Consider the following 25,294-nt stretch of genomic DNA (forward strand, 5'->3'; position numbering starts at 1 on the left):
CTGATGAGTTCTCCTGGTATCGCTCAATTCAAACTATCGCGACGATCCGATCGCTTGCTTCGACAGAGCGAGAATGACGAATGTCCTCGCAGCGAGGGCGTTGTCAACGCAAGCACCGAGAGAGAGCGAGTCGTATATCCATCGTTTTCCCTGATTGACCCCCTGACCGTCTGCAGCGTAGTTTTCCCCACGCTTCAAATCGTCAGCCATGGATGGGCGCGTAGCCTGCCTGGTGCTGGCTCGATGCACAGGAGGTCAGGATGAAGCTGTTTTGCCAAATGAGGCGCCGTTCGAGCGCCCTGGTCGCATTTCCCTTTCAACCGTTCTTCGTTCTCCTCCTTACGCTGATTGGCGCTGTGCTGCATCCGGCAATCGTCGGTGCGCAAACAGTGCCAACCAACTGCCGACCAAACTCCGGCGCCAGCTTCGAGTGCGCGATGCGATTTCCGGGGCCGTATAGCTTCCTGGCTGGCAGTTGCGCCAATTTAGTTCAGAAAACGGAAGCGGCGGCGTTCAACGTCTATCGGCAACTGTGGTCCAATTTCCAGTGTTCGATCTCCTTTTCTCCCAAGGGCTGGATAAGTCCGTCTGCTCCAAAGAGGTCCGGAACAGATTTTGTAATCGCGTGCGCAGGGACTCCCTCCGACTACCCGGTCATGTTCTACGGAAAAGAGGCAACCAACTGGTCTCTGGAGACCGTGACAGCGGACCAAGGGGCGTGGCCAACTTGTGGCAATCCCCGGACGCTTGACTATGCCACCGTGCGGCGCGAACGCAGCTTTTTCTGCCCGGAGGGCTACCAGACCTTCTCTCAAGATGTTTGTTATCGCGTTCCTGCTGTCCAGGACTACGCAAAGAACTATGGATGTCCATCGGAGGGTTGTACGACGACCAAGAACCCCATCAACATTGCAGTCGGGAACAAGATCAAATCCGAGCTCGACTATAAGGCTGGCGGCAATTCACCGCTCACCTTTGGGCGGTTCTATAACAGTCTGCCGCTGAACAACCCGGCGAGCGGGCATTACAAGGGAATATCTGCTTCGCCATCCACGAGCATGGCCGGATACTCTGGCGCCGCTGCAGAGCCCAGCGAATCATCAACGCACTATTCAGTTGTCGGCCTCGGGCTGGTGGGGGCCGGCTGGCGGCACACGTATCAACGAGCCATCGTGCCATCGTCAGGAACTCTGCTTACGAGCGCGTTCGCTTATCGGCAGGATGGCCGCGTGCTCACATTTACCAAGATGGCAGGCGTGTGGTACGGCCAGCGGGACTTCCGCGAGCGGTTGGAGGAAGTCGTCGACAGCGGAGGAGTGCAGATCGGTTGGCTATTCACGAGCTCTGCCGACGCAAAGGAAACCTACAGTCTTGCTGGCCGGCTACTCTCGATCCGCAGTCGCTCCGGTGTGACGGAGACGCTGAGCTACGACACCTGCAATCGGCTATCCAGCGTTGTCGACTCCTTCGGGAATGCGATTTCCTTCGGGTACGTGGACTCGTGCGCGGCCGCTGCTCCGGCCCATCGCATCGCCTCGGTCACCGTGCCAGGTGGCGGAGCATATCTCTATGCTTATGACGCGGATGATCGGCTAACGTCAGTAACTTATCCCGATGGCAACTCTCGCCAGTACCACTACGAGAATTCGAGCTTCCGCGGGGCTCTAACGGGGATAACTGATGAGGCGGGACAGCGCTATGCGACGTATGGCTACGACTCGGTAGGACGTGCAAACCTCAGTGAACTTGCGAATGGCGTCGAGCGCGTCAGTTTGACGTATCCGGGAACGACCATCGGGTTTTCCAATGCCACGCTCACGACTGCGCTGGGCGCGTCGATCAATTACAGCTTTGCGATAGAGCAGGGCGTTTCCAAGCTGGGCACCCAGAGTGCCTACTGCCAGGATTGCCCGGCAAATGCGAAGCAGATGACATACGACGCCAACGGCAATGTGGCAACCAGAAAAGATTTCAACAACATTGTCACGACTCGCACATTTGACCTGACGCGCAACCTCGAGACCTCTAGAACCGAGGCTTCTTCTACGCCGCGTGCTCGAACGATTACTACTCAATGGCATCCAACCTATCGCCTCCAGACCCAGGTCGATGAACCGGGCCGACGAACGCAGTTCACTCACGATGCCGATGGTAATGTGTTAACCAGAACGATCGTGGATCTCACGTCGACCCCCAATATCTCAAGAACCTGGACATACACCTATAACTGGTTCGGCCAAGTCCTCACTGCTGACGGGCCTCGCACCGATGTTTCCGATGTAACGGCTTACACTTACTACAATTGCAGTACCGGCACTCAGTGCGGCCAGTTGCAAACAGTCACCAATGCCGCGGGACACGTCACCACCTACAACACGTACAACGCCCACGGCCAACCGCTCACGATCACTGATCCGAATGGCGTGGTTACAACGCTCACTTATGACCTGCGTCAACGGTTGAAGACACGGACTGTCGGTAGTGAAGTAACGAGCTTCGACTATTGGCCGACCGGTCTGCTCAGGAAGGCGACGCTGCCCGATGGCGGCTACCTCGAGTACACCTACGATGCCGCCCATCGCCTCACTGACATCAACGATGCCGAAGGCAACCGTTTCCACTACATGTTGGATCTCATGGGCAACCGAACCGGTGAACAGGCATACGACCTGTCGAATGCACTGACCCGTACGCGAACCCGCGTGTTCAACACACTGAACCAGCTCTATCAGGAGATTGCCGCCGCCGGAACAGCCGCGGTCACGACGACCTACGGTTACGACAGCAATGGGAATCAAACGACCACCGTCGCGCCGCTCGGGCGGGACACGACGCAGGCCTACGATGAACTGAACCGGGTCAAGCAAGTCACTGATCCGCTCAACGGCGTGACGCAGTACGGTTACAACGCGCTGGATCAATTGATCTCTGTGACCGATCCACGGAATTTGGTCACGTCGTACTCGTACAGTGGTTTGGGTGACCTGAAGCAGCAGACGAGCCCAGACACTGGGGTCACGACCAACACCTACGACTCCGGCGGCAACCTGGCCACGAGCACCGACGCTCGCAGCGCCGTCGCCACATACACCTACGATGCGCTCAACCGCGTCGCGACGACTGCATTCGCTTCTGGCTCGACCACGGATCAGGCGCTCACATACACTTACGACGCTGGGACCTACGGCAAGGGCCGCCTGACTGGCGTCTCGGATGCCGACCACTCGTTGTCCTGGACCTACGATGATCAAGGTCGCGTGGTGACTGCGGGGCAGGTTGTCGGCTCGGTGAGCAAGACGACGAGTTACAGTTATGCCAACGGTCTGCGCCAGAGCATGACGACGCCGTCGGGGCAGGTCATCACGTATAGCTATACCAACGGCAAGATCACTGGCGTCAGTGTGAATGGCACCGTGCTCGTGTCGAACATCCTCTACGATCCGTTCGGCCCGCTGCGCCAGTGGACCTGGGCCAATGGCTCTCTGGCCGTGCGCACGTTCGATCAAGACGGCAAGATTGCGCAGATCGACAGCGCAGGTTTGAAGACGTACAGCTATGACGACGCTTCCCGTATCACCGGCATCACCGACACCACCAACTCGGCGCTGAGCTGGACGTACGGCTACGATGATCTCGATCGTCTCACCAGCGCCTCGAAGACGGGGACGACGCTCGGCTATACCTACGACACGAACGGTAACCGCCTGATCCAAACCGGCGCCGCCGCGTCAACATTCACGATCGCCGCCAACAGCAATCGTCTCACGAGTACGTCCGGCGCACTCGCGCGCACGTACGGGTACGACAATGCCGGCAACACCACGAGCTTCACCGGCATCACATTCACCTACAACAACCGCGGGCGAATGAAGAGCTCGACGAAGAGCGGCGTTACCACGAATTACATCTACAACGCTCTCGGCCAGCTCATCAAGAAGGGTACGAGCACGCTGTACTACTACGACGAGGCCGGTCACATCATCGGCATCTACGACGGTAGCGGCGCGCTGACTGAGGAGATCGTATGGTTGGGCGATACGCCTATCGTCTCCTTGCGCCCCAAGGTGGGTGGCGGCATCAACATCTACAACATCCACACCGATCATCTGAACACTCCGCGTGTCATCACGGGCTCCGTAAACCCCGGCGATCGCTGGCGCTGGGATGGTCAGCCGTTCGGCGGGGGTACGATTAACAACAATCCGTCGGGCGTGGGTGTGTTCAACTTCGATCTGCGGTTTCCGGGGCAGATTGCGATGGCGGAGACGGGGCTGAATTACAACTATTACCGTGATTATGACCCCGCAACAGGGCGCTATGTCCAAAGCGACCCCATTGGATTGGACGGAGGCACGGCTACGTACACGTATGTAGATGCGTCTCCTCTTATGCTGATCGATCCGCAGGGGTTGAGCCCTTTCAAATTGATCAAGCTCTGTGCTAAGGGGTACAAAGTCATTCGCAATCTTACTAAGAAAGAGGCGGTGAGTATCGCGAGGAGGGGGGCTGGTGACATCAAAGCAAGCTCGCATTCCGGTGCGCGAGAAGTTGGGCGCCTTGCAAGCGGGGGAAAGAAGCCCATTCGTGATCCAATCCACCCGGACCCAAGGACGGGAAGCACGGAGGGGCGGATGCCGCACTATCATCCGAATCCGCGGACTGGAAGTCACATTTTCTACTCGATAGCAGGAGGGCTGACTGCAGCGAACTACGCTTCGTGCACCGATTGCGCGGAGGAGACACTGCTTGAGGTGGTGGACTGGTTTAACCCACTGTCAGCCCCTCAGGACGTTATAGATATCTATGACGAGTTTTGAGATGGCGATCTTTCGAGTCATGTTCTCGGGGCAAAAGGTCCTGCTGAAGACCCATGATGGTGTCGACGTCTGTGGATTCGTGCGAAATGAGTACGTGCGTGCGCAGACGCGGGAGGAAGCGATCGAGAAAGCTGAACGTAAGGTGCTCGAGCGCGTACGCAATCACGAGGGAATCGTGGAGTTGTCTGATTCGACGCTGCAGCTGACAGTCGATGATGTTGAAGAGGGGTTCCCTCCGTGGAAGCTGCTGGCGAACGAGAGTTTTATTTTCTTTGATATCGAGTCGGCGGCGACGACCAAAGGAAAAGATGCTTCTCAGTGAGATGGTGATTCTGCTCCAACATGAAAAGGTCACTGACGTTGCACGCAGTCAGGTCCGCTGGCGCAGCTCGTGTCATTTCTTGGCAGTTCCAGGTCCATCAATGTTCGCCGTCCATGGCAGATGAGTGGTTGCTCCGTTCGAAACGGTTGGCTGGTATCGCCGTCCGCGGCGCGCCTCGTTTGAGATCACAAGGTGTGATCTCGAAGAAGTCCATTCGCCGGCAGTGAGCTAGAGCACTAAATCCTCCAGAGAGCGCTCGAGGTTGCGCTTGACCGCATGGATCAAGGCAGCCGGAATGCCGACGATCTATTGGTTGCTCGATAGCGACGATTGGGATGAGGATCGTGGTTTAGGGTCGCACATTGCGACCTTGAAGCGGCTGCCTCATCCGCCCACAGGCTGAAGCGCTCCGTACACTTTGTTACGAATCCTCACACTCTCACACTTGTCGAGAGTCATAGTGAGTGACGGCGCGCGTGCGCTGGTTGCACTCACGGAATTCATATGGCTCTCAATGGTTGCACGGGCACGGCTCGTGACCGACGGCGCGCGGCTTTCGAGCTTGCTGTAATCACGATGCTCTTCGTCGCTGGCTGCGCCGGCTTGCGCACTAAGCCGCCGGCGAACGTGGATTTTTCCGGCGAGTGGCGGTTGAACTCGGAATTGAGTGAGGATCCTTCGGCAATGGAGCGCGGGGCGGGGCATGGTCAGCGCGGCGGCGGAATGGGCCCGGGCGGCCGCGGACCGGGTGGTGGAGGCATGGGCGGAATGGGCGGACGCGGCCCGGGCGGTGCGGGTGGCGGATTCGGTGGACATGGTGGTCGTGGCAGCGGTGGCATGGCCGGCGGGCCGGGCGCGATGCGCGAATTCCTGGATCAACCGGAGAAGTTGTCTATTACTCAAGCAGCCGCCGAGTTGAATCTCGTGACCGACGGCGTGCCCACCAAGCTCGTTTACGGCGAGAAGGTGACGGAGTCGGCGCGCAGAGGAGTGGTGGAGCGAGAGGCCGGATGGAAGGGCAATGATTTCGTCGTCAAACGTTCCATCAAAGACGGGCCGAGCGCGACGCGTAACTATTCGCTTACCGATGAGGGTCGACAACTGGTCGTCTCTACGAAGATCTCGGGCGGACGAGGGCCCAAGCGAGAGTTCGTTTCTATCTACGAGCGACAGTAGGTCGCAGTGCGTTCGCGGTCCGATGCGCCCTCGTTAGAGATCACAAACTGTGATTTCAAAGTCGCGCATCCCGGCCGCGATGAGGTTCTCGGGCATGTATCATGGCTCGCCATGCCCGACCCCATCCAATCCATCAGCACACTCCTAAACAAAATCTCCAGCCAGGCCGACGTCGAAGAGAGCGCCGAGTGGTACCTGCGCAGCTACCTGGTCGACTACAAGCGCACGCTGTTGAGAAAGTGGTCCAGTCAGGAGATCGAGTTCGCCACCGGTGCGTTGATGCGGTTCTGTGCACAGTCATTGGACACGGACGGCGCGCTGTATCGAGAGTGCGCTGAGATCGCGGAGGAAGGCACGAAGATGGGCGAGCAGCTCAAGGCGGCGGGGCGCTGAGCCGCGTCGATCACCGCGCTCGGCGTTTCCGCAGAAACTTCCGCGCCCGCTCCGGCTAGAATGCCGGACGCAACCAGCCAACCGATCCTGCGGAGTCTAAGATCATGCCCATCTACCGCTACGGCGAGCGCATCCCCTCCGTCCACGAAAGCGTCTTCGTCGCGCCGAATGCCAGCGTGATCGGCAGCGTCGTGCTGTCCGAGAACACCAGTGTCTGGTTCGGAGCGACGATTCGTGGCGACAACGACGTCATCACGCTGGGCAAGAACTCGAACGTGCAGGAAGGCGCGGTGCTGCACACGGATCCGGGGCTGAAGCTCAATGTGGGTGAGAATGTCACCATCGGGCATCAGGCGATGTTGCATGGATGCACGATCGGCGACGGGTCGCTGATCGGCATTCAGGCCGTCATCCTCAACGGCGCGGTGATTGGCAAGTCATGTCTGGTCGGGGCCGGTGCGGTCATCACCGAGAACAAACAATTCCCCGACCGCTCGCTGATCATCGGCGCGCCGGCGCGGGTGGCGCGACAGCTGACCGATGAGGATGTGGAGAAGCTGCTGATGTCGGCGCAGATCTATGCCGAGCGGCGAGCGAACTTCCTCGCCAATCTCAAGGAGATTTAGCGCTGCGGAGTGCGAGTTGATGGCGAAGGTGGGAGTGCACCGTCGGCCATTCGCTTGCGATGATGCTGTATACGCAGGTGTCTCGCAGCGTGCCGTCGCTGGAGCGACGGTGATTGCGCAGCACGCCATCGAGCTTCGCGCCCAGGCGTTCGATGGCGCGGCGGCTCTGATGATTGAAGAAGTGCGTGCGAAATTCGACGGCAATGCAGTTGAGGTTGTCGAAGGCATGCGTCAACAGCATCAACTTACATTCGGTGTTGATCGACGTTCGCTGGACCTGCTTGCGGTACCACGTGCTGCCGATCTCCACGCGCCGCTCGTTCGCGTCGATGTTCATATAAGTCGTGACGCCGACGGCCTTGCCGGTGTCCGCTGCGATGACGGCGAACGGCAGCATCGTTCCTTTGCGCTGCTGGTCGAGCCGCTTCTCGATGTCCGCCTTCATCTGCTCGGGCGACGGAATGAACGTGTACCACAGCTTCCACAGCTCGCCGTCCTGCACGGCTTCGGCCAGCTCGTCGTGCCGGGCCAGCGTCAGCGGCTCGAGAAAGACAGTATCCCCATGTAAGGAAATCGGGTCCGGCCAGGGCATAGCGGCGCCATCTGATAGGAATGAGTGCAGCTAGCTTAACGCAAACGCGTCAGCTCGCGTGCAGCAGGCCGGCGGCGGGGGCGAGGATACCGTTGAGCGGCCGGGGCTTACCGATGGCGTAGCCCTGGCCGTATTGGACTTCCAGCTCGATCAGGCGCATGCAGATTTCCGGCGTCTCGACGTACTCGGCGATCGTTTCCATGCCCATCGCGCCGGCCAGCTGGGCGATGGCGCCGACCAGCGATTGCGAGCGCTCGTTGTGGAGCAGGTCGCGGATGAAGGAGCCGTCGATCTTCAACGAAGAGAACTGCAGGTTCTTCAGATGCGTGAGCGAGCTCAGGCCGGTGCCGAAGTCGTCGATGGCGAAGCGGCAGCCGCGAGCGCCGAGCTTGCTCATCAGTAACTGCGCTTGTTCCATGTTGCTGACCGCAGCGGTCTCGGTCAGCTCGAAAGTCAGCCATTCGCCGCTCACGCCGCTCTCATCGAGCTGCATCTGCATCCAGTCGAGAAAGGCGTTGTCGCTGATCGTCGGGCCGGACAGATTGATCGAAACATGCAGCGGCTTGAAACCCGGTCGGGTGCCGGCTTCGCGCAGATGCTTGAGCACGTCGATCACGACGAGCCGATCGATCTGAGGCAGCAACTGGTAACGCGTGGCCGACGACATGAAGTGCGAGGGCAGGACCATGCGACCTTTCTCGTCGATGATCCGCAACAGCATCTCGTAGCGATGCACTGAGTCCGGGGTCAGCAGCGAGGCGATCGGCTGACCGAAGATCTGATAACGCCCTTGATCCAAAGCGCTGCGCAGCCGGCCGACGATGGAAATGTCATCGCGCCGGCGGATCATGCTCGTGTCGGAAACCTCATAGATCTCGACACGATTGCGGCCTCGGTCCTTGGCGGCCTTGCAGGCGACTTCGGCGCCGGCCAGAGAATGATCGAAGCTTCGCTCGCCGTCGCGCAACGTCGCCGCGCCAAAACAAATCGACAGCGGATACTTGTCGTCATCGACCGGCAGCGAGCGCGCTTGCACGGCGTCTCGCAGACGCGCGGCGATCTTCTGCGCTTGATGCAGCGGACAGTCGGGAAGAAAGATGGTGAAGCGATCGCCGGACAGTCGGCTGAGCACGGCATCTTCGCTCGCAAGCGCGCCCGCGAGCGCATTCGCGACGACGGCGATGGCGCGGTCGCCTGCTTCGAAGCCGAACAAATCATTCACGACATGCAGCTGATCGATATCGCCGTAGAGCACGCTGGAGTTGGCGCGCTCGCCGAGCGACTTCAAGCGCCAATCGACCAGCTTCTCGATGCCGGCACGCGCCATCAGTCCAGTGACGGGATCGGCGGGCAGAGACAACAGTTGAGCGAGCTGAAGACTCAGCTGTGAACCTTTCTTGAGATCGTTCTGCTCAAAAGCATCCTGAGCAGTGAGGCGATACATCATTACGATGCCGGCCAGCTCGCCGGAAGATTCGAACACCGGTGCCACCAGGAAACGTCCGATCATCGGCCCGCCGTTCTCATAGCGGACGCGGTTGCGAATCACCGGGCCGTTGCTCTCGCGCGTTTGGAACAGAAATGTATCGGCGATCCCACGCAGCATCTCTTCCACGGCGCGGGCGTCGTCGCTATGGCACTGGAAATGAAATTCATCGCGCGACGGCGAGGTAAAGGCCGCCGCATGGCAGCTGATGCGTCGCTGCGCCTCGATCAGAAACTGGCGGATGGTGCTGGTTGCCGAGTCCATAGACGGTCCGGTAGGACACGGCAAATGTATGTTGGCCGCTGACGGCGCGGTGAGAAGCCGTTCGCAAACGACTTATCACAAGTTAGGAAAAAGCCAGGAAATCGGGTCGTGCGGTGCGATGCCGGGGCGTCCGCGGGACGGGCCGTGTGAAGTGCATCACACGGCCGCCGCTTGGGCCTAAACCGCTTCGATCAATCCCGGATAAAGATAGTCGCGGGCTGTTCGAGCTTTTCTTTCAGCGCCTGGATGGTCTCGGCGGCGTCGTAGCCGTCGATGAAGCGGTGATCGAACGACGAGGACAGGTTCATCATCAGCCGGACCGCGACCTCGCCATTGACGATGACCGGGCGCTCGATGGCCTTGTTGATGCCGACGATGGCCACTTCCGGGGCGTTGATGATCGGGGTCGAGACGATGCCGCCGAGCTTGCCGAGGCTGGTGATCGTGATGGTCGATCCTTGCAGCTCGTTGCGACTCGCCGTGCCTTCGCGCGCCGCGGTGGTGACACGACGGATCTCGGCCGCGATCTCTTTGAGAGACAGCGATTCGGCATGTTTCACCACGGGCACCTTCAGACCGTCGTTGGTCTGAGTGGCCACGCCGATGTGGATGCCGTCATGGCGGACCAGCACGTTGCGCTCGGAGTCGTAGCGGGAATTCACTTTCGGGAACTGCTCGACGACCCGCACCAGCGCCATCGCGAGGAACGGCAGGTAGGTGTAAGAGGGCGAGCCCTTCGGCTGCTGCGAGTTCAGATGTTTGCGCAGGCGTTCCAGCTCCGTCATGTCGACTTCCTCGACATAGGCGAAGTGCGGAATGTTTCTCTTCGAATCCGCCACACGCTGCGCGCTCACGCGACGCACGCCAAGGATGCGGATTTCTTCGGTGCCGGTGCGAACCTGGCGGCCGCTCGGGGTCGCTGCAGGAGCGGGGGACTTGCCGGCCTGACGATCGTTGATTGCGGTTTCGAGATCCTGGCGCTGGATGCGGCCATCGCGACCGGTGCCGCTGATGGTTGTGAGATCGATGCCGGCGAGCTTCGCACGCGCGCGTGTCGCAGGGGAGGCCATCACTCGGCCGCCCGAAGGTTTGTTGGCTGGCGGCGCGGCGCCGTTGCCATTGTGGGCGGCGGGGGCAGCCTTCGCCGGGGCGCTTGAAGCGGCAGGTGCGGACTGCGCCGGAGCGGCGGCCGGCGCGCTAACGGCGGCGGCTGCGCCGGCGTCGGTCTCGATCACAACGAGCTCGGCGCCGACGGCGATCTGATCGCCCGGCTGGCCGCCGAGCGAAACGACTTTGCCGCTGACCGGCGAGGGCATCTCGACCACGGCCTTGTCGGTGGACATTTCCACCATCGGGTCGTCTTCACCGATGACGTCGCCGACCTTGACCTTCCAGGCCACGATCTCGGAGGAGGTCGTGCCTTCGCCGAGATCCGGCAGTTTCACCACATGACGGCTCATGTCGCCTCCATCGTTGCTTTAATGGCGGCGATGACGCGCGCCTGGCCAGGGAAGTATTCCCACTCGAACGCGTGCGGATAGGGCGTGTCCCAGCCGGCGACGCGCAGGATCGGCGCTTCCAGGTGCCAGAAACATTCTTCCTGAATGGTCGACAGGATTTCGCCGCCGAAGCCGCCGAAGCGCGTCGCTTCGTGGGCGACGATGCAGCGGCCGGTCTTCTTCACCGAATTCACGATGGTCTCGATGTCCAGCGGCACGAACGAGCGCAGGTCGATCACTTCGGCATCGACGCCGGCTTTCTCGGCGGCGGCGAGGCACACGTGCACCATCGTGCCGTAAGTGATGATGGTGAGCTTGTTGCCGGGGCGGACGATGTCAGCCACGCCGAGCTCGACGCGGTAATGACCTTCCGGCACATCGCCCTTCGGATGTGAGTTCCAGCCCACCGCCGGCTTGTTCGGGTCGCCATCGAACGGGCCGTTATAAAGACGCTTGGGCTCGAGGAAGATCACCGGGTCGTCTTCTTCGATGGAGGCGATCAACAGGCCTTTGGCGTCGTAGGGATTCGAAGGCATCACGACCTTCAAGCCCGAGACGTGCGCGAAGATCGCTTCCGGGCTTTGCGAGTGCGTCTGGCCGCCACGAATGCCGCCGCCGCACGGCGTGCGGATCGTCACGGGCGCGCAGAAGTCGCCGCCGCTGCGATAACGAATGCGCGCCAGCTCGCTGACGATCTGGTCGTACGCCGGATAGATGTAATCGGCGAACTGAATTTCGGCGACGGGGCGCAGACCGTTGATGCTCATGCCGATGGCCGTGGCGACGATGCCGCCTTCGGCGATCGGCGAGTCGAGCACGCGATGCTCGCCGTACTTGCGCTGCAAGCCTTCGGTGGCACGGAACACGCCGCCGAAGTAGCCCACGTCTTCGCCCATCAATACGACGCCTGGATCGCGCGCCATCATCACATCCATGGCGGAGTTGAGCGCCTGGATCATATTCATCTGAGTCATTTCGGTGCGCGCTCCTTCAGTTCCTGAGCCAGCTGCATGCGCTGGCGTGCCAGGCTGGGCGTCTCTTCTTTGAACACATCCTGGAACATGATTGCAGGATCGAGTTGCGGGCCGTCGGTGAGCGTGCCGTAGGTGTTCGCTTCTTTCCACGCCTGGTTGACGTGCTCCTCGCATTCCTTCTCAACCGCTTTGTCCTGCTCGTCGGACCAGGCGCCGAGGTTGCGCAGATGACCTTTCAGTCGCTCGATCGGATCGCCGAGCGGCCAGCTCTTCTCTTCATCCTTCGGGCGATAGCGTGACGGGTCGTCGCTGGTCGAGTGAGGCGCGGCACGGTAGGTGACGAGCTCGATCAACGTCGGGCCGGCACCGGTGCGAGCACGCTCGGCGGCCCACTGAGTGACAGCGTGAACGGCGAGAAAGTCGTTGCCGTCGACGCGAATACCCGGCATGCCGTAGCCCGGACCGCGCGAAGCAAACGAACGGCCTTCGCCGCCCGCAAACGTCTGGAACGTGGAAATGGCCCACTGATTGTTCACGACGTTGAGGATCACGGGCGCTTTGTAGATCTGCGCGAACAGCAAGGCGTAATGGAAATCCGCTTCAGCCGTGCTGCCATCGCCGAGCCACGTGGCGCAGATGCGGTCTTCGCCTTTGATGGCCGCGGCCATCGCCCAGCCCACCGCCTGCGGGAACTGAGTGGCGAGGTTGCCGGAGATCGAAAACAAATTGCTTTCGACCGAGTGATACATCACCGGCAGCTGACGGCCTTTGCACATGTCGCGGGTGTTGGACAGCAGCTGGCACATCAGGTCGACGATCTTGAGACCGCGCGAGATATGCAGGCCCTGGTTGCGATACGCAGGAAACATCATGTCGCTGGGCTTCAGCGCCATGTTGGCGGCCACCGAGACGGCTTCTTCGCCGGTGGACTTCATATAGAAGGTGATCTTGCCGCCGCGTTGAGCGCGATGCATGCGGTCGTCGAACGCGCGCGTCAGCATCATGTGACGCAGGCCGAGCTCGAGATCGGCGGCCGCGAGGTGCGGGTTCCAGGGGCCGACGGCGCGATGGTTGTCATCGAGCACGCGGACCATTTCCTTCGACAGGAATTCGGTCTCGCTCAAGGGCGCGTTCGGATCCGGGCGGGCGGCGGCGCCAGCCGGAGAAACCTGGACGTAACTGAAGTCCGGTTTCTCGCCGGGACGAGCCGGCGGTCTGGGAACGTGCAGACGGGATCGCATCATCGGGCCTCCGCAAGCAACTGACGCGCCATCTCGTCCGCCAGCTCGCTGGTCGGACGGTTGGTGGCGCTGGAACGCGCAAAAATTTCCGTGAGACGGACAGGTATACGGTGAATCTCGGCGACGATGGATTCGGCCGTCGCGCCGCCCAGATATTCACGACCGACGCTGATGATGCCACCCGCATTGATCACATAGTCAGGGGCATACAGCACACCGGCGGCATGCAGTCGCGCGCCGTCCTGGGCGGTCGCGAGCTGATTGTTCGCGGCGCCGGCGACGATCGGGGTCTGCAGTTTCGGGATGGTGTTGGCATCGAACAGGGCGCCGAGTGCGCAGGGAGCGATCACGTCGGCACGCTCGAACAGCACGCGGTCCGGGCTGGATACAACGGCGTCGAACTGCGCCGCCGCCTTCTGCGTCACTGCCTCGCGCACATCGGCGATGCGCAGCTTGGCGCCGTCCGCCGCAAGCAGCTTGCAGAGCTCGTAGCCCACGCCGCCGAGGCCCTGCACCGCGACGGTCAGGTCGCGCAGCTCATCCTTCTTCAGTCTGAATTTCACCGCAGCCTTGATGCCGAGGTATACACCGAGGGCCGTCTTCGGGCTGGGATTGCCGTCGGAGCTCACCGCGGTGCGCGGCAAGCCGCTCACGTAACGCGTCTGGCCGGCGACGATTTCCATATCGGCGACCGAAGCGCCGACATCCTCGGCAGTGATGTATTGACCCTGCAACGATTCGACGAACCGCCCAAAGGCCTCGAGCATGGCCGGGGTCTTCGGCCGCTCGGCGTCGACCATCACTACGGCTTTGCCGCCGCCGAGCGGCAGGCCCGCCATCGCGTTCTTGTAGCTCATGCCGCGCGAGAGCCGGAGGGCGTCCGCGATGGCGTCGTGCGAGGAATTGTAGTGCCAGAAGCGGCAGCCGCCGGCCGCGGGGCCTCGCGCGGACGAGTGCACGGCCACGATGGCGCGCAGGCCCGTGGCAGCGTCGTGCGCAAAGAGCACGCGCTCGTGCTGGTCGAACGAAGGATGATCGAACATTACTGGTACGGATTCGCTGGAGTTATGGTCTGGCGAAAGCGGGTGCTGGTCCGCTCCGCCTGTCCCGGAGCATATTGCGCTACAATACCGACTGTTAAGCAGCAGAGTCTGCCAAACGAGCCTGCCAGAACAGTAGGAATTACTAGACTTCGATGAGCAGCAATCCTCCAAGCCGTGAACTGGATCGCGTCGACCGGCAGCTTTTATCGCTATTGCAGGCGGACGGGCGACTGACCGTCGCGGAGCTGGCCCGCACCGTCAATTTGACGCTGACACCCTGTATCGAGCGCGTGCGCCGCCTCGAGCGGGAAGGGTTCATCGACGGTTACTACGCGCACCTGAACCCGAAGCGTCTCGGGCAAAGCATGCTGGCGTTCACCGAGGTCACACTCGATCACGCCACGCAGGACGTGTTCGAGCGCTTCAAGGAAGCTGTGCGGCTGGTGGAGGAGATCGTTGAGTGCCACATGGTGGCGGGCGGCTTCGACTACCTGATCAAGACGCGCGTGCAAGACATGGACGAATACCGCCGTGTGCTCGGCGACAAGATCGTGAACGTGCGCGGCGTGCGTCACACGCAGACGTACTTCGTGCTCGAAGAAGTGAAGTCCACGCACGCGGTGCGCGTCAGCGAGGCGGGGCGGGCGGCAGCCGCGGCGCCGAAGCGGCGACGCGCCAGATCCTGACAAAAATGTTAGATCCCAAAACAGGATGAGTGAAAGAGAAGACCCTCGCCCGGCCCCGTCGCTGCGGAGGAGGAGCTGCCGCGCAAGGGGGAACCTGAGCGCGGTGACCTGCTGACTCTCGCCGGTACATAGGCTTCTTCCATGCGGGCGAGGGTCTCTCTAAGTCGAGAGATCGTTGAGGAGCGCTGAGTGAGCCCCCCGCAGGTCCCACGAAGGCCATCGCGCTGAACGCGCCATCGACGTGAAAAAAATGGTGGATGAGCGCAGGATAGCGGGCACTGCCGATGGGAGCTGCGCCATGACTCATTCCGATCCGCCAGATTTGCATGCGCTGGAGGATGCGAGCCGCGCCTTACGCGGGCTGTTGGGAGTGGTGATCGCGGTCGAAAGGAAGTTCGGCAGCCAGCAATCGCCGTTAGCCCTGCTGCGTCAGATCATGGAGGATCCGCAATGGGAATGGTTACGCCCGCTGTATCAGTTGATCGCCGACGTCGATCACGCCGTTCACGAGGGCGACCTGCCTCTGTCCGAAGTCGCGGCCATCGGCGGCCATGCGATTGCCTTGTTGTCGGGGGTGGGGGCGCCGGTCGAGCAGGCCTTCCTGGAGCGCTATCGCGCCCTGTTACAAACCGACCCGGAAGTGGCCATCGCGCACTCGGCTGCCCTGCAAGCGCTACGCAAGCTGCCCCCGGAGGCCGATAGCGAAGCCGAGCGTCTGCATGCCCGTCACCAATGGGCCATGCGCTGCAAGCATCGCCGGCACGGCCAGGAAAAGTAGCCCCGTTCATCCTGGGGAAGTTATGTCGTAACGAGGCGCGTGGTTGGGCGACTTTTGCGCAGGGCTCGTGGTCGATCGGCGACAGAGCGCGCAAACGCGACGATTGCGCTAGGGTTGCCGAAAGTTCTCCGGCCGACGACCGGCTGCTCGAGACCGATAACTGGTCAAAAAGCCCTTGTTAGAGCCGCGTTGAGCCTTTCACTATCAGGTTTCACCTTTCACGAACAGTGTCTGTTCGTGGAGGCACTTTTCAAGCAGTCAGCCCTAGTGCAATGTGTCCCTCCCGGAATCGATATGCGGGATTAAAACAGTCCGGGACGAATCGTCGCTTTTGGTTTTTGCACGGAAGTATTCGCAACCACTATGTCCAGCCGTCTGGAGAATGCGCTGATGCTGCTCGGGCTGGAGTCAGCCGACGATCCTGCCACGTTATGGCAAAACTATACGGATCGTCTGGCGGTTCTTCAGCACAAGCTCATCAATGCTGAAACTCCAGTAGCCCAGGAATCGGCCCAGCAGGATCTGGCCCGACTGGTCGCTGCCTACCAGACCGCGCGTAGCGCGACCGAGCCCGCCACCCGCCAGGTCAATCGCGAAGCCGTCACCATGATGCGCATGGATGACGTTGCCGAGCCCGAGACCCAGGTTCATCAGGGCTCGAACGTGGTCATCGGCCCCGGCGTCGTGCTTCAGGGGCGTTATGAGATTCAAGCCGTCCTCGGCGACGGCGGCATGGGGCGCGTGTTCGCGGCTCGCGATCGTTTGAAAGACGAAGAGGTCGCGATCAAGGTGCTGCGTAACGAGCTGCTATCGAGCAACGCCGCTCGCACTCGTTTCCTCTCCGAAGCCAAAGTTTCCTGCAAGCTCGCTCATCCGAACATCGTGCGGGTGTTCGACGTCGGCGTGGCCAGCGGTCGTTATTTCTTCACGATGGAGCGTCTGCGCGGTGTGAGTTTGCGCCGTCGCATGCAGGCGCAGCTCGCGACCGGCAAGCCGTTCCCCATCGAAGAGGCGACAGCGATCGGCGAACAGCTGCTCGAAGCGCTGCGCCACGCGCATCGTTTCATCGTTCATCGCGATCTAAAGCCCGAGAACGTCTGGATCGACAGCAGCGGCGTCGTGAAGCTGATGGACTTCGGCATCGCCCGCGCTTATCAGAACAACGAGCTGACTCGCACCGGCATGAATTTAGGCACGGCCTATTACATGGCGCCCGAACAGCACGCCGATGCGAAGGAAGTCGACTGGCGCGCCGATCAATATGCGTTCGGCGTGCTCATGTATGAATTGTTCACCGGTCGCGTGCCGATGGGCGCCGTGCAGCCGATTGAAAGAGTTCGTCGCGACATTCCTCGTCAAATCGCTCGCGCCATCATGCGCGCCATGTCGCCCCGGCCCGATGCTCGATTCGATTCGCTGCGTGAGCTGCAGAGTCGGATCGTCGCTCGTCGCGAGGACGATGGGGCCGGCGCGATCTTCAACGCCTTCGGTCGCGCGATCACGCTGGGCACGATTGCCGGTGCGCTGTTCGCTTTCTTCGACAGTCTGAGCATCGGACGCATTCATGAATGGATGTATCCATCCGCCATTGCCGTCGGCATAGGCACGGCATTGATGGTGGAGTTCTGCGAGACCTTCTTCCGCTCGCGGTACCGGAGTCACGTCATCGCGGCGTTCATCGCGACGGTAATGTGGATCGGGTTGGTGCTGGTCGTCGCGCAGAAGCTGACCGGTCTCAGTAACGGCCTGGTGATGATGTTGTGCGGCTCGGTCTGGGCCAGCAGCATGGATTACGTGACCCGTCGGTGGCGGATCGCCGCGGGAAGATTCAGATTCGAGGTGGCCTTCATCGGGGCCGTGTTCGGCACGCTGCTGGGATTGGCGCTGCTGGTTCAGCAGGATCACTTCACCGATCGAAATTATTTGTACAGCGCGTTGAGCGGCATTCTGCCGGGCATGATCATCGCGATGGCGTCGCTGCGTCGGCGCCTGTGGCGCAGGACCGATTCGCCGTTCTCGCGGATGTTATCGCTCGCACGCGACTAAGTCGTCACGGCGGCCGTGCGATACAGCGCGGTCGCCAGTCTTTCCGCCACGTCGGCGGGCAAATAACGAATCCTGATTCCTGCCGTCATCGCGCTCGCGCCGGCGGTGTCGACGTAAAGGCTCGCCATGCGACTGCGTCGATCGAAAGGCGTCGCCTCGACGCTCAAGGTTTGCACGCGGTCTCGGGGCACGATGGTCAGTCGGCGATTCAGCCAGCCATGACGAAACAGCACGGCGTCGCCGACCAGCGCCCAGCGCGTGTACTTCACATACAAATGCGCATGCATCCACGCCAACGGGATGCAGCTCAGCACCACGACAATCGCGCCCTCTCGCAAATACCAAATGGCCGGTGCGGTCAGAATCAACACTGACCACAGCGCTGTCTTGCGAAAGATGCGGCCTCGCGCGCGAGATGCGAGCGGTTGCCAGTCGGGCTCGGTGCTCCAATCCAACGCAGGTAATGCCGCTGCGATGAGCGCCGGCGCTGCGTTCGTCGGGCAAACTGGCGCGAGCCAGCGCGTCCTCATTCGAGAATTGTCAGCTTCGTTCTGACCGCCGCCGCTGTCGCCGGCGAGATCGACATTCAGCGAGACCCGATGGAACCAGCGATGCAACAGGGATTCGTGTTGATGAACGGCTTGAATGCGCCGGGTTCGTAACGTCAGCGCGACGCGGGTGAACAGGCCATAACGAGCGCGGAGATCGCCGGCCACGCGAGTCAGTCTGAAATCGTAGAAGGTCACGATGGCCAGGATCACTGACAGGATGCGTACGGCGATGATGGCGCTGAGTATCGTGAGCGCGCCGAGCGCGAGCTGCATCATCAAGCCGAGCGCCGCGAGCCCGGCGGCCGACGACGACTCCAGCACCCGATCGACCAGTTCCCGGTTGATCACGAACACGCCCGCTTCGTGCAACACGCCGAATGCCGCGGCGACCAGAATCATTCCGCGATTGTCGATGAGGCCCTGGCGCACGAGCTCGCCGATGGTCAAGTGGAGTAACGTCGTCTCGGCGCGCTCCTGGATGGTCTGCGCAGCCGGCTTCGCTTCTGAGAAGACGCGCTCGCGCATCTCTTGAACCGCGGCAAGATCGAGCACGCTGATCAGCGCTTCGGGTTTGCCACCCGTGGACGTTTGCACGCGTACCTCGGCGACACCGAGCAGTCGATGTAACAATCCGCGCTCCGTGTCGATGTTCTCGATGCGCGCGTACTCGATGTGTCGAACGTTGCGAAAGATGATTCCTTTGCGCACGACCAGGCCGGTCGGGCTGAAGCCGTAGCGGAAGGTGAGTTGAATCCAGATGGCATGGATCGCCGCGGCGGCGACGACGATCGGCACGATCCACGGGCCGAACGGACCGGGCGTGTCATCCCGCACGTTGAAGAAGAGCAGGGCGATCAACGGCAATACCATTTGTTTGATGGCACCGCTCAGGCCGAACACCCAGGAGAGCGCGTGCAGCCGTAGCCTCGGCTGAAAGTCGGAGTCAGACGCCACTGCCGGCACCTTCGGCGAGCAACGCGTCGCGCAGAGCGATGGCGTCTTCATGTCGCAAGCCCGGCAGCTCGATCCTGGTGTGCCGGCTGCCCGCCGTGTACAACTTCAACGTGCCGATGCCGTAACGTCGCTCGAGCGGCCCTTGCGACACGTCGGTGTGTTGTATGCGAACACGCGGAAGCGCGATTCGCGAGCGCCAGAGCACACCGCTCTCGATGGCAATGCCCGTGTCATCGACGCCGAAACGCAAATATCGATACGAAAGCGGTGGCCACCACCACGTCCGAAGCATGCCGCCAACAAACACCAGCAGCGGCGCGAGCGGCCACAGCGGCCGTACCGAGAAACTGAACGCGGTCACGGCAATCGTGACAATCAACGTCGCAATGGCCGCTTCCCACCGCCAGACGCCGATGATTCCAGAATCGACGTGTGAGAGCTGCAAAGGCGCCATCCTGCTGGGAGAGGTGCGCCGATTCTAACCCGGCGTGAGCCTAAGCCCAGTTCTCCACGACAAGGGCATTGAAAGGCGCGAAATCGCGCACGTTGGAGGTCACGAGGATGAGCTCGTTGATCTGCGCAATCGCGGCGATCTGACCATCGATGAAGGGTATGGTTGTGCCGAGTTCCTGCAGGCGCACGCGCTCGATTGCGTGCAGCTTCGCTGCCAGGTCATCGTAGGGAAGAATCTCGAAAGTGTTGACCACATCCGAGAGATAGTCCTGCAGAGCATTGCGACGTTTGCCCGGCGGCAGGCGCTTGCAGCCGAACTGCAATTCATGCCAGACCGGGGCGGCGATCGCGCACTCATCCGCGATCGCCGTCAGCTTCCGCATGATGCCGGCGTGGGGCGTCTTCATCATGGGCTGCGACACCACGTTGGTGTCCAGTAAATAACGCAGCACGGCGCCAGCTCAGAAATCCACTTTGCGTCCGGGGCTCCGATCGCGGAGCCGGCGGGCAAAGTCTTGTTCCAGACCCACTTCCCCGAGCGAATGTTTCTTTAGCAGGCGCTGATAGGCATCCTGAAAGGTCGGGCGCTTGCTGCGCAAGCGTTGATATTCGTTGACTGAAATCATGATTGCGACTCCTTTTCCTCTACGAGTGAGTTCAATGGCCGCGCCCGCCTCCACCTCGTCGATGAGGGTGGGCAAGTTGGCCCGTGCTTCGGCGATGGCATAACTTTTAATCATTCGCTCCGTGTACACCTGCCTGTACACGGAATCAACCTGATTTTTCCCCCTAATCCGGCGGTCGCGCGCGAAGAAAGCGGGCGAAGCGGGGGATGCCGCGGGCGGTGACGTTGTGATAGCTGTAAGTGACCCAGCTGCCGATGGCGGGCGGATCGCGGCGCTGTGCGTCGGTGAACCCGGTGCCGATGCGGAACTGGGTGCCGTCGGCGTTGCGCACGAGCAGGGCGCCAAGCATGCCGAGATATTTTCCCTGGCCGGGCACATGCGCGATGACTCGAGCTTCGGCGTCCTGATGGGGTTTCAGTTTCAGCAGGTCGTCGTTGCGCTCGGCGCGGTACAGTGAATCTTCCTTATGGAGCATCAAGCCCTCGCCGCCGGCTGCGGCGATGGTTGCCAACTGAAGGTGCAGTGAGGTGTCGTCCGCGACGCGTGACTGCGTGACTTCGCGCAGCCAATCGATGCGCAGCGGCGCCAACACAGATCGCAGCTTCTCGAGCCGCGCGCTGAAGACTCCTTCGTCGGCGGGCAAATCGAAGACCATGAAACGGATGTCGCGCCAGGCAATGTCGTCGGGATCGAGATCGCGCACCGTCGCGGTGACTTGCTCAAATCGACCGCGGCCTGCCCAAAGCTCGCCATCCAGCGGCTCCGTGGGCCAGCCGCGCGTGAACCATTGTGGAGCGTGAATGGGATTGCCGGCGCGAGTGATCAGGCGCTGTCCGTCCCAATACGCCCGCACGCCGTCGTATTTCTCACTGACCCAATACCGGGAGACGTCAACGTTCACATCGTCGTAATCATTGGCGAGCAACAGCGGCGGTGGGGCCGCGAGTGCGAGGGCGGGCACGCACAGCGTTCCAGTCACGAAGGTGGATTCGACCAGGAGAAGTACCGTGGCCTTGCGCGTCGAAGATCGGTGTGCGGTGTCCATGGCTTCATGACACCACCGGAAGGCGGGTCAAAGCGGCCGCATTTCTGGTGGATTCACCCAGAAATTACCGATATCGGCACGGCCATAAGCTGCTATGGGGCCCGCCGACCGAAAAGCACTGAGATTCAAGCTCCGCTGCCCGCAATCGGCGGTAGTATCGCTGCTGGTTGCCGGCTGCCGGCCGGCGCAGGAGGATGCATGACTCAGCAGCACGACCTGGTGGCGCCCGTCACCGCCATCGATCACAAGCTCGGCCCCGATCACGCCCCGATCACAGTCGTCGAGTACGGCGATTTCGAATGTCCGACGTGCAAGCAGGCGGCGCCGTCGCTGAAGCTGTTGTTGAGCCGCTTCCCCGGCCAGGTGCGGCTGGTGTTCCGGCATTTCCCGCTCGAGGAAGTGCATCCGCATGCGCTCTGCGCCGCCGAGGTGTCCGAGGTGGCAGCTCAGCAAGGCAAATTCTGGGAGATGCACGATCTGCTGTTCGCCAATCAGCTGCACTTGAAGTCCAATCAATTGCGCGGCTATGCCGAGCAGTTGAATCTCGACATGGCCCGTTACACCGCCGAGATGGACGACGAGATCTATCGGCAGCGGATTCGCGAGCACATCGATAGCGGTCGTCGCAGCGGTGTGCGCGGCACGCCCGGCATCTTTCTCAATGGCGAGATTCACGACGTGTCCGCTGGCATGCAATCGCTGTTCGACAAAGTGCAGGCGTTGCTGGGCAAGTAAGGCACCGGTGCTCTCATGCCAAACGAGCTATACGAAAAGCGCGCGGAGCAGATGTTTCCGAAGCTCACGAAGGCGCAGGTCGCGCGCCTCGAGCCTCATGGCGTGCATCTGCCGACGAGCGCAGGGCAGGTCTTGATCGAGCCCGGCGATCACGAGCACAAGATGATCGTGGTGCTCTCCGGCAGCTTGAAAATCACCATCCCTGGCGTCGACGAGCAGGTCATCAAGCCGCTCGTGCCCGGAGATTTCGCGGGCGAGATGAGCACGCTTCGTGGCACGCCTGGCTTCGCGCGGGTGGAAGTCGGTGAGCCGGGCGAGGTGCTGGTCATCACCGACAGCGATCTGCGCGTCGTCGTGCAGACGGATGCGGAGCTCAGTGAGATCTTCATGCGCGCATTCATCCTGCGACGCATGGGCTTGATCTCGGCACCGAACACCGAGATGACATTGATCGGCTCGCGCTATTGCGGCCACACGTTGATGTTGCGTGAGTTCCTGGCGCGAAACGCGCACCCGCACTTTTATCTCGACGCCGACATGGACCAGGAAGCGGCGGGATTGTTACAGCGCGCGGGCCTCACGGCAGCCGATGTCCCCGCCGTGATCGGTCGTGGCCGCGCGCTATCCCATGCGAGCCTGCGGCAGTTGGCGGAGTTCCTGGAAATCAATCCGGAGATCGATCCGAACACCATTCACGATGTGCTGGTCGTGGGCGCCGGGCCCGCGGGTTTGGCCGGCGCGGTGTACGCCGCATCGGAAGGCTTGGATGTGCGGGTGATCGACAGCTTCGCTCCAGGCGGCCAGGCGGGCACCAGCTCGCGCATCGAAAACTACTTGGGTTTTCCCACCGGCATTACCGGTCAGGCGTTGGCCGGTCGCGCGTTGGTACAGTCACAAAAGTTCGGTGCGCGGTTTCATGTCGCCTGCGACGCCGTGGCATTGCATTGTGATCGCTGGCCGTATCGTGTCGAGATGGCGGACGGCCGCATCGTGCAAGCTCGCACGGTGCTGATCGCGACCGGTGCGCAGTATCGAAAGCCCGAGCTGCCGAACCTGGATAAATACGCGGGCGTGGGCCTGTACTACGCAGCGACGCATCTCGAAGGCAGGATGTGTCAGAACGAAGAGATCATCGTGGTCGGCGGCGGCAATTCAGCCGGGCAAGCGGCGGTGTTTCTTGCCGGCGGCTGTCGTCACGTGCACATCATGGTTCGTTCAGACGGCCTCGCCGAGACCATGTCGCATTATCTGATCCGACGCATCCAGGAATCGCCGAATATCACTTTGCACGTTCGCACTCAGATCAGTTGTCTGGAAGGTGCGGACGAGCTGGAGCATGTGACGTGGACGGACGCGCGCACCGGCGAGCGCGAGCGGCGGCCGATTCGGCATGTGTTTCTCATGACCGGCGCAGCGCCGAACACCGACTGGTTGAAGGACTGCGTCAATCTCGATGAGAAAGGCTTCGTGCGCACCGGCGCCGATTTGAGCAAGGATGAGCTGACGGCGGCGCGTTGGCCGCTGTCCCGCGCGCCGTACATCATGGAGACGAGCTTGCCTGGTGTGTTCGCCATCGGCGATGTGCGATCGGGCAGCGTGAAGCGTGTTGCTTCAGGCGTGGGCGAGGGCTCGGTCTGCGTGCAGTTCGTGCATCGAGCGCTGAGAGAACTGCCGACGGTGTTCGGCTAGAACCAGTTGTAGTTGAAACTGATGCTGATGCGCTCGCCGACGACCGGGTTCGCCGGCACTTCGTGTCGCAGCCAGCTTTCGAACAAGACGACCTTGCCCGCTTCGGCGGGCACCACCGACCACGCGCGATTCGCCGGGCTCGCATCCGCCCGTCTCGGCGGCGCGGCCATGAATTTCTCCAGTCGCGGATCTTCGAACTTCAAGCCGGCGCAGCCCTTCGGCGTTTGCACGTAGTACGTGCCGCTGATCGTCGACAGCGGATGCAAGTGCATGCTGTGCGCGACCTGCTGCGGCATGATGTTCACCCAGCAATCCGTCATCTCCAGCTCGCGACCCGTCATGTCGAGCTCGAGCGTTTTCACGAACGATTTCACATGTCGGCGCACGTGTTTTTCCAGCTGCGCGAAGGTCGGCGAGACCTGCTGCATCCGGTGCGCGGAGTGATAGGACGTGTAGCCGCCCGGATAATTCTTCTCGGACCATTTCTGGCCGGCCTCATCGTCAAGCTGTAGCTGCAGGCATTCGCGCAACAGCTGCTTGTTGAGCTTGCGCCACTCGCCCCGTTGCAGTGGAGCCGCGTAAATGTAGGTGGGGAAAAGGGTTTGAATCGGCATGGGCGAGGATTCTACCCCATGGGTTACCATGGGCCCATGAAAGCTCTGATCATTCCCGTTACGCCCTTTCAGCAGAACTGTTCCGTCATCTGGGACGAGCGCAGCAAGCGCGCGGCCGTGGTCGATCCGGGCGGCGATCTGGATCGGGTGCTGGTGGAAGTAGATCGAGAGGGGCTGCACCTGGAAAAGATCCTGCTCACGCACGGGCATCTGGATCATGCGGCCGCCACCGCGGAGTTGGCGAAGCTGCGCAATCTGAAGATCGAAGGGCCGCATCGGGACGATCAGTTCTGGATCGATCAATTGCCCGAGGCCACGCAGCGTTTCGGCTTTCCGCCGGCGACGGCGTTCACGCCGGATCGTTGGCTGGAACAGGGCGATCAGGTCACTGTCGGCGAGGAGGTCCTCGAAGTGCGGCACTGTCCCGGTCATACGCCGGGCCACGTGATCTTCTTTCATCCTCGGCAGAAGTTCGCCTGGGTCGGCGATGTGATTTTCGCCGGCTCGATCGGTCGCTCCGACTTTCCGCGCGGCGATCACGAGACTTTAGTCAAATCCATTCGCGAGAATCTGTTCCCGCTCGGCGACGACGTGCGCTTCGTGCCCGGGCACGGGCCGCTGTCGACGTTCGGGCAGGAGCGACAGACCAATCCGTTCGTCGCCGATCGCCGCTTCGGATGATGG

Annotated in this window: 23 protein-coding genes; 11 read left to right on the plus strand and 12 right to left on the minus strand. The window is 61.4% G+C overall.

The features are described 5' to 3' along the window. The first annotated feature begins 260 nt into the window (after window positions 1-260). The 5 genes from ACFPN2_RS20270 (at window position 261) to ACFPN2_RS20290 (ending at window position 7,334) form a co-directional block, all read left to right on the plus strand. The gene (locus ACFPN2_RS20270; RefSeq protein WP_380599800.1) at window positions 261-4,817 is read left to right on the plus strand and encodes an RHS repeat-associated core domain-containing protein; all 4,557 of its coding nucleotides are present in this window, start codon (window positions 261-263) and stop codon (window positions 4,815-4,817) included. Window position 4,818: 1 nt separating this feature from the next. Next, window positions 4,819-5,139, plus strand: a complete 321-nt coding sequence (locus tag ACFPN2_RS20275; RefSeq protein ID WP_380599802.1) for a hypothetical protein — start codon at window positions 4,819-4,821, stop codon at window positions 5,137-5,139. Window positions 5,140-5,643: 504 nt separating this feature from the next. Beyond that, the gene (locus tag ACFPN2_RS20280) at window positions 5,644-6,315 is read left to right on the plus strand and encodes a hypothetical protein (RefSeq protein ID WP_380599804.1); all 672 of its coding nucleotides are present in this window, start codon (window positions 5,644-5,646) and stop codon (window positions 6,313-6,315) included. Between the two features lie 111 nt (window positions 6,316-6,426). Further along, on the plus strand, window positions 6,427-6,708 hold the full coding sequence (locus tag ACFPN2_RS20285; protein ID WP_380599806.1) for a hypothetical protein: 282 nt from the start codon (window positions 6,427-6,429) through the stop codon (window positions 6,706-6,708). 104 nt (window positions 6,709-6,812) lie between these two features. After that, a complete protein-coding gene (locus tag ACFPN2_RS20290) occupies window positions 6,813-7,334 on the plus strand; it encodes a gamma carbonic anhydrase family protein (RefSeq protein WP_380599808.1) in 522 nt (173 codons plus the stop codon). On the opposite strand, the gene ACFPN2_RS20295 is transcribed toward ACFPN2_RS20290, so the two are convergent. From ACFPN2_RS20295 to ACFPN2_RS20320, 6 genes are all read right to left on the minus strand, one after another. Beyond that, the gene (locus tag ACFPN2_RS20295; RefSeq protein WP_380599810.1) at window positions 7,321-7,926 is read right to left on the minus strand and encodes a GNAT family N-acetyltransferase; all 606 of its coding nucleotides are present in this window, start codon (window positions 7,924-7,926) and stop codon (window positions 7,321-7,323) included. The genes ACFPN2_RS20290 and ACFPN2_RS20295 overlap by 14 nt on opposite strands. Before the next feature lie 49 nt (window positions 7,927-7,975). Continuing rightward, window positions 7,976-9,676 (minus strand): EAL domain-containing protein, encoded by a 1,701-nt coding sequence (locus tag ACFPN2_RS20300; RefSeq protein WP_380599812.1) that lies wholly within the window; start codon window positions 9,674-9,676, stop codon window positions 7,976-7,978. A gap of 191 nt (window positions 9,677-9,867) precedes the next feature. Continuing rightward, complete coding sequence (locus ACFPN2_RS20305; RefSeq protein ID WP_380599814.1) at window positions 9,868-11,136, minus strand: dihydrolipoamide acetyltransferase family protein; 1,269 nt, start codon at window positions 11,134-11,136, stop codon at window positions 9,868-9,870. Beyond that, window positions 11,133-12,149 (minus strand): alpha-ketoacid dehydrogenase subunit beta, encoded by a 1,017-nt coding sequence (locus ACFPN2_RS20310; RefSeq protein ID WP_380599816.1) that lies wholly within the window; start codon window positions 12,147-12,149, stop codon window positions 11,133-11,135. The genes ACFPN2_RS20305 and ACFPN2_RS20310 overlap by 4 nt, the downstream gene beginning before the upstream one ends. Next, entirely contained in the window at window positions 12,146-13,393 is a 1,248-nt protein-coding gene (locus ACFPN2_RS20315; RefSeq protein WP_380599817.1) for a thiamine pyrophosphate-dependent enzyme, read from the minus strand. Before ACFPN2_RS20315 ends, ACFPN2_RS20310 begins: the two co-directional genes overlap by 4 nt. After that, the gene (locus ACFPN2_RS20320) at window positions 13,390-14,433 is read right to left on the minus strand and encodes a Leu/Phe/Val dehydrogenase (RefSeq protein ID WP_380599819.1); all 1,044 of its coding nucleotides are present in this window, start codon (window positions 14,431-14,433) and stop codon (window positions 13,390-13,392) included. The genes ACFPN2_RS20315 and ACFPN2_RS20320 overlap by 4 nt, the downstream gene beginning before the upstream one ends. 152 nt (window positions 14,434-14,585) lie before the next feature. Between ACFPN2_RS20320 and ACFPN2_RS20325 the strand changes: the two genes are divergently transcribed. The 3 genes from ACFPN2_RS20325 (at window position 14,586) to ACFPN2_RS20335 (ending at window position 17,943) form a co-directional block, all read left to right on the plus strand. Continuing rightward, the gene (locus tag ACFPN2_RS20325; protein WP_380599823.1) at window positions 14,586-15,119 is read left to right on the plus strand and encodes an Lrp/AsnC ligand binding domain-containing protein; all 534 of its coding nucleotides are present in this window, start codon (window positions 14,586-14,588) and stop codon (window positions 15,117-15,119) included. 298 nt (window positions 15,120-15,417) lie between these two features. Further along, window positions 15,418-15,897 (plus strand): hypothetical protein, encoded by a 480-nt coding sequence (locus ACFPN2_RS20330; RefSeq protein ID WP_380599825.1) that lies wholly within the window; start codon window positions 15,418-15,420, stop codon window positions 15,895-15,897. 363 nt (window positions 15,898-16,260) lie between these two features. After that, complete coding sequence (locus ACFPN2_RS20335; RefSeq protein ID WP_380599826.1) at window positions 16,261-17,943, plus strand: serine/threonine-protein kinase; 1,683 nt, start codon at window positions 16,261-16,263, stop codon at window positions 17,941-17,943. Here ACFPN2_RS20335 and ACFPN2_RS20340 read toward each other — a convergent pair. Genes ACFPN2_RS20340 through ACFPN2_RS20360 form a run of 5 tightly spaced genes read right to left on the minus strand, consistent with a single transcriptional unit; the run spans window position 17,940 to window position 21,572 of the window. Beyond that, window positions 17,940-19,448, minus strand: coding sequence for a PH domain-containing protein (locus ACFPN2_RS20340; protein ID WP_380599828.1), 1,509 nt, complete (start codon window positions 19,446-19,448; stop codon window positions 17,940-17,942). The genes ACFPN2_RS20335 and ACFPN2_RS20340 overlap by 4 nt on opposite strands. Continuing rightward, window positions 19,438-19,893, minus strand: a complete 456-nt coding sequence (locus ACFPN2_RS20345) for a PH domain-containing protein (protein WP_380599830.1) — start codon at window positions 19,891-19,893, stop codon at window positions 19,438-19,440. The genes ACFPN2_RS20340 and ACFPN2_RS20345 overlap by 11 nt, the downstream gene beginning before the upstream one ends. A 49-nt stretch (window positions 19,894-19,942) precedes the next feature. Beyond that, window positions 19,943-20,353: a type II toxin-antitoxin system VapC family toxin gene (locus tag ACFPN2_RS20350; protein WP_380599832.1), complete on the minus strand. Its 411-nt coding sequence runs from the start codon at window positions 20,351-20,353 to the stop codon at window positions 19,943-19,945. Between the two features lie 9 nt (window positions 20,354-20,362). Then, window positions 20,363-20,668: a type II toxin-antitoxin system Phd/YefM family antitoxin gene (locus tag ACFPN2_RS20355; protein ID WP_380599834.1), complete on the minus strand. Its 306-nt coding sequence runs from the start codon at window positions 20,666-20,668 to the stop codon at window positions 20,363-20,365. Window positions 20,669-20,690: 22 nt separating this feature from the next. Beyond that, window positions 20,691-21,572, minus strand: a complete 882-nt coding sequence (locus ACFPN2_RS20360; RefSeq protein WP_380599835.1) for a DNA ligase — start codon at window positions 21,570-21,572, stop codon at window positions 20,691-20,693. 198 nt (window positions 21,573-21,770) lie between these two features. Here ACFPN2_RS20360 and ACFPN2_RS20365 point away from each other — a divergent pair, with 198 nt between their 5' ends. Together ACFPN2_RS20365 and ACFPN2_RS20370 are read left to right on the plus strand one after the other, a co-directional pair. Further along, a complete protein-coding gene (locus ACFPN2_RS20365) occupies window positions 21,771-22,307 on the plus strand; it encodes a DsbA family protein (protein WP_380599837.1) in 537 nt (178 codons plus the stop codon). A 15-nt stretch (window positions 22,308-22,322) separates the two neighbouring features. Further along, the gene (locus ACFPN2_RS20370) at window positions 22,323-23,996 is read left to right on the plus strand and encodes an FAD-dependent oxidoreductase (RefSeq protein ID WP_380599838.1); all 1,674 of its coding nucleotides are present in this window, start codon (window positions 22,323-22,325) and stop codon (window positions 23,994-23,996) included. Here ACFPN2_RS20370 and ACFPN2_RS20375 read toward each other — a convergent pair. Further along, the gene (locus tag ACFPN2_RS20375; protein ID WP_380599840.1) at window positions 23,993-24,610 is read right to left on the minus strand and encodes a TIGR02466 family protein; all 618 of its coding nucleotides are present in this window, start codon (window positions 24,608-24,610) and stop codon (window positions 23,993-23,995) included. The two genes, ACFPN2_RS20370 and ACFPN2_RS20375, sit on opposite strands and share 4 nt — an antisense overlap. A 36-nt stretch (window positions 24,611-24,646) precedes the next feature. Between ACFPN2_RS20375 and ACFPN2_RS20380 the strand changes: the two genes are divergently transcribed. Further along, window positions 24,647-25,291 (plus strand): MBL fold metallo-hydrolase, encoded by a 645-nt coding sequence (locus ACFPN2_RS20380; RefSeq protein ID WP_380599842.1) that lies wholly within the window; start codon window positions 24,647-24,649, stop codon window positions 25,289-25,291. Window positions 25,292-25,294: the final 3 nt, after the last annotated feature.

This window comes from Steroidobacter flavus (genome assembly GCF_042651805.1).
In the GTDB taxonomy this organism is placed as follows: domain Bacteria; phylum Pseudomonadota; class Gammaproteobacteria; order Steroidobacterales; family Steroidobacteraceae; genus Steroidobacter; species Steroidobacter flavus.

Bases quoted from the DNA above. Each gene is read 5' to 3' on its own strand.
- ACFPN2_RS20270 (WP_380599800.1), top strand. From the start codon at position 261: ATGAAGCTGTTTTGCCAAATGAGGCGCCGTTCGAGCGCCCTGGTCGCA.
- ACFPN2_RS20275 (WP_380599802.1), top strand. From the start codon at position 4,819: ATGGCGATCTTTCGAGTCATGTTCTCGGGGCAAAAGGTCCTGCTGAAG.
- ACFPN2_RS20280 (WP_380599804.1), top strand. From the start codon at position 5,644: ATGGCTCTCAATGGTTGCACGGGCACGGCTCGTGACCGACGGCGCGCG.
- ACFPN2_RS20285 (WP_380599806.1), top strand. From the start codon at position 6,427: ATGCCCGACCCCATCCAATCCATCAGCACACTCCTAAACAAAATCTCC.
- ACFPN2_RS20290 (WP_380599808.1), top strand. From the start codon at position 6,813: ATGCCCATCTACCGCTACGGCGAGCGCATCCCCTCCGTCCACGAAAGC.
- ACFPN2_RS20295 (WP_380599810.1), bottom strand. From the start codon at position 7,926: ATGCCCTGGCCGGACCCGATTTCCTTACATGGGGATACTGTCTTTCTC.
- ACFPN2_RS20300 (WP_380599812.1), bottom strand. From the start codon at position 9,676: ATGGACTCGGCAACCAGCACCATCCGCCAGTTTCTGATCGAGGCGCAG.
- ACFPN2_RS20305 (WP_380599814.1), bottom strand. From the start codon at position 11,136: ATGAGCCGTCATGTGGTGAAACTGCCGGATCTCGGCGAAGGCACGACC.
- ACFPN2_RS20310 (WP_380599816.1), bottom strand. From the start codon at position 12,149: ATGACTCAGATGAATATGATCCAGGCGCTCAACTCCGCCATGGATGTG.
- ACFPN2_RS20315 (WP_380599817.1), bottom strand. From the start codon at position 13,393: ATGATGCGATCCCGTCTGCACGTTCCCAGACCGCCGGCTCGTCCCGGC.
- ACFPN2_RS20320 (WP_380599819.1), bottom strand. From the start codon at position 14,433: ATGTTCGATCATCCTTCGTTCGACCAGCACGAGCGCGTGCTCTTTGCG.
- ACFPN2_RS20325 (WP_380599823.1), top strand. From the start codon at position 14,586: ATGAGCAGCAATCCTCCAAGCCGTGAACTGGATCGCGTCGACCGGCAG.
- ACFPN2_RS20330 (WP_380599825.1), top strand. From the start codon at position 15,418: ATGACTCATTCCGATCCGCCAGATTTGCATGCGCTGGAGGATGCGAGC.
- ACFPN2_RS20335 (WP_380599826.1), top strand. From the start codon at position 16,261: ATGTCCAGCCGTCTGGAGAATGCGCTGATGCTGCTCGGGCTGGAGTCA.
- ACFPN2_RS20360 (WP_380599835.1), bottom strand. From the start codon at position 21,572: ATGGACACCGCACACCGATCTTCGACGCGCAAGGCCACGGTACTTCTC.
- ACFPN2_RS20365 (WP_380599837.1), top strand. From the start codon at position 21,771: ATGACTCAGCAGCACGACCTGGTGGCGCCCGTCACCGCCATCGATCAC.
- ACFPN2_RS20370 (WP_380599838.1), top strand. From the start codon at position 22,323: ATGCCAAACGAGCTATACGAAAAGCGCGCGGAGCAGATGTTTCCGAAG.
- ACFPN2_RS20375 (WP_380599840.1), bottom strand. From the start codon at position 24,610: ATGCCGATTCAAACCCTTTTCCCCACCTACATTTACGCGGCTCCACTG.
- ACFPN2_RS20380 (WP_380599842.1), top strand. From the start codon at position 24,647: ATGAAAGCTCTGATCATTCCCGTTACGCCCTTTCAGCAGAACTGTTCC.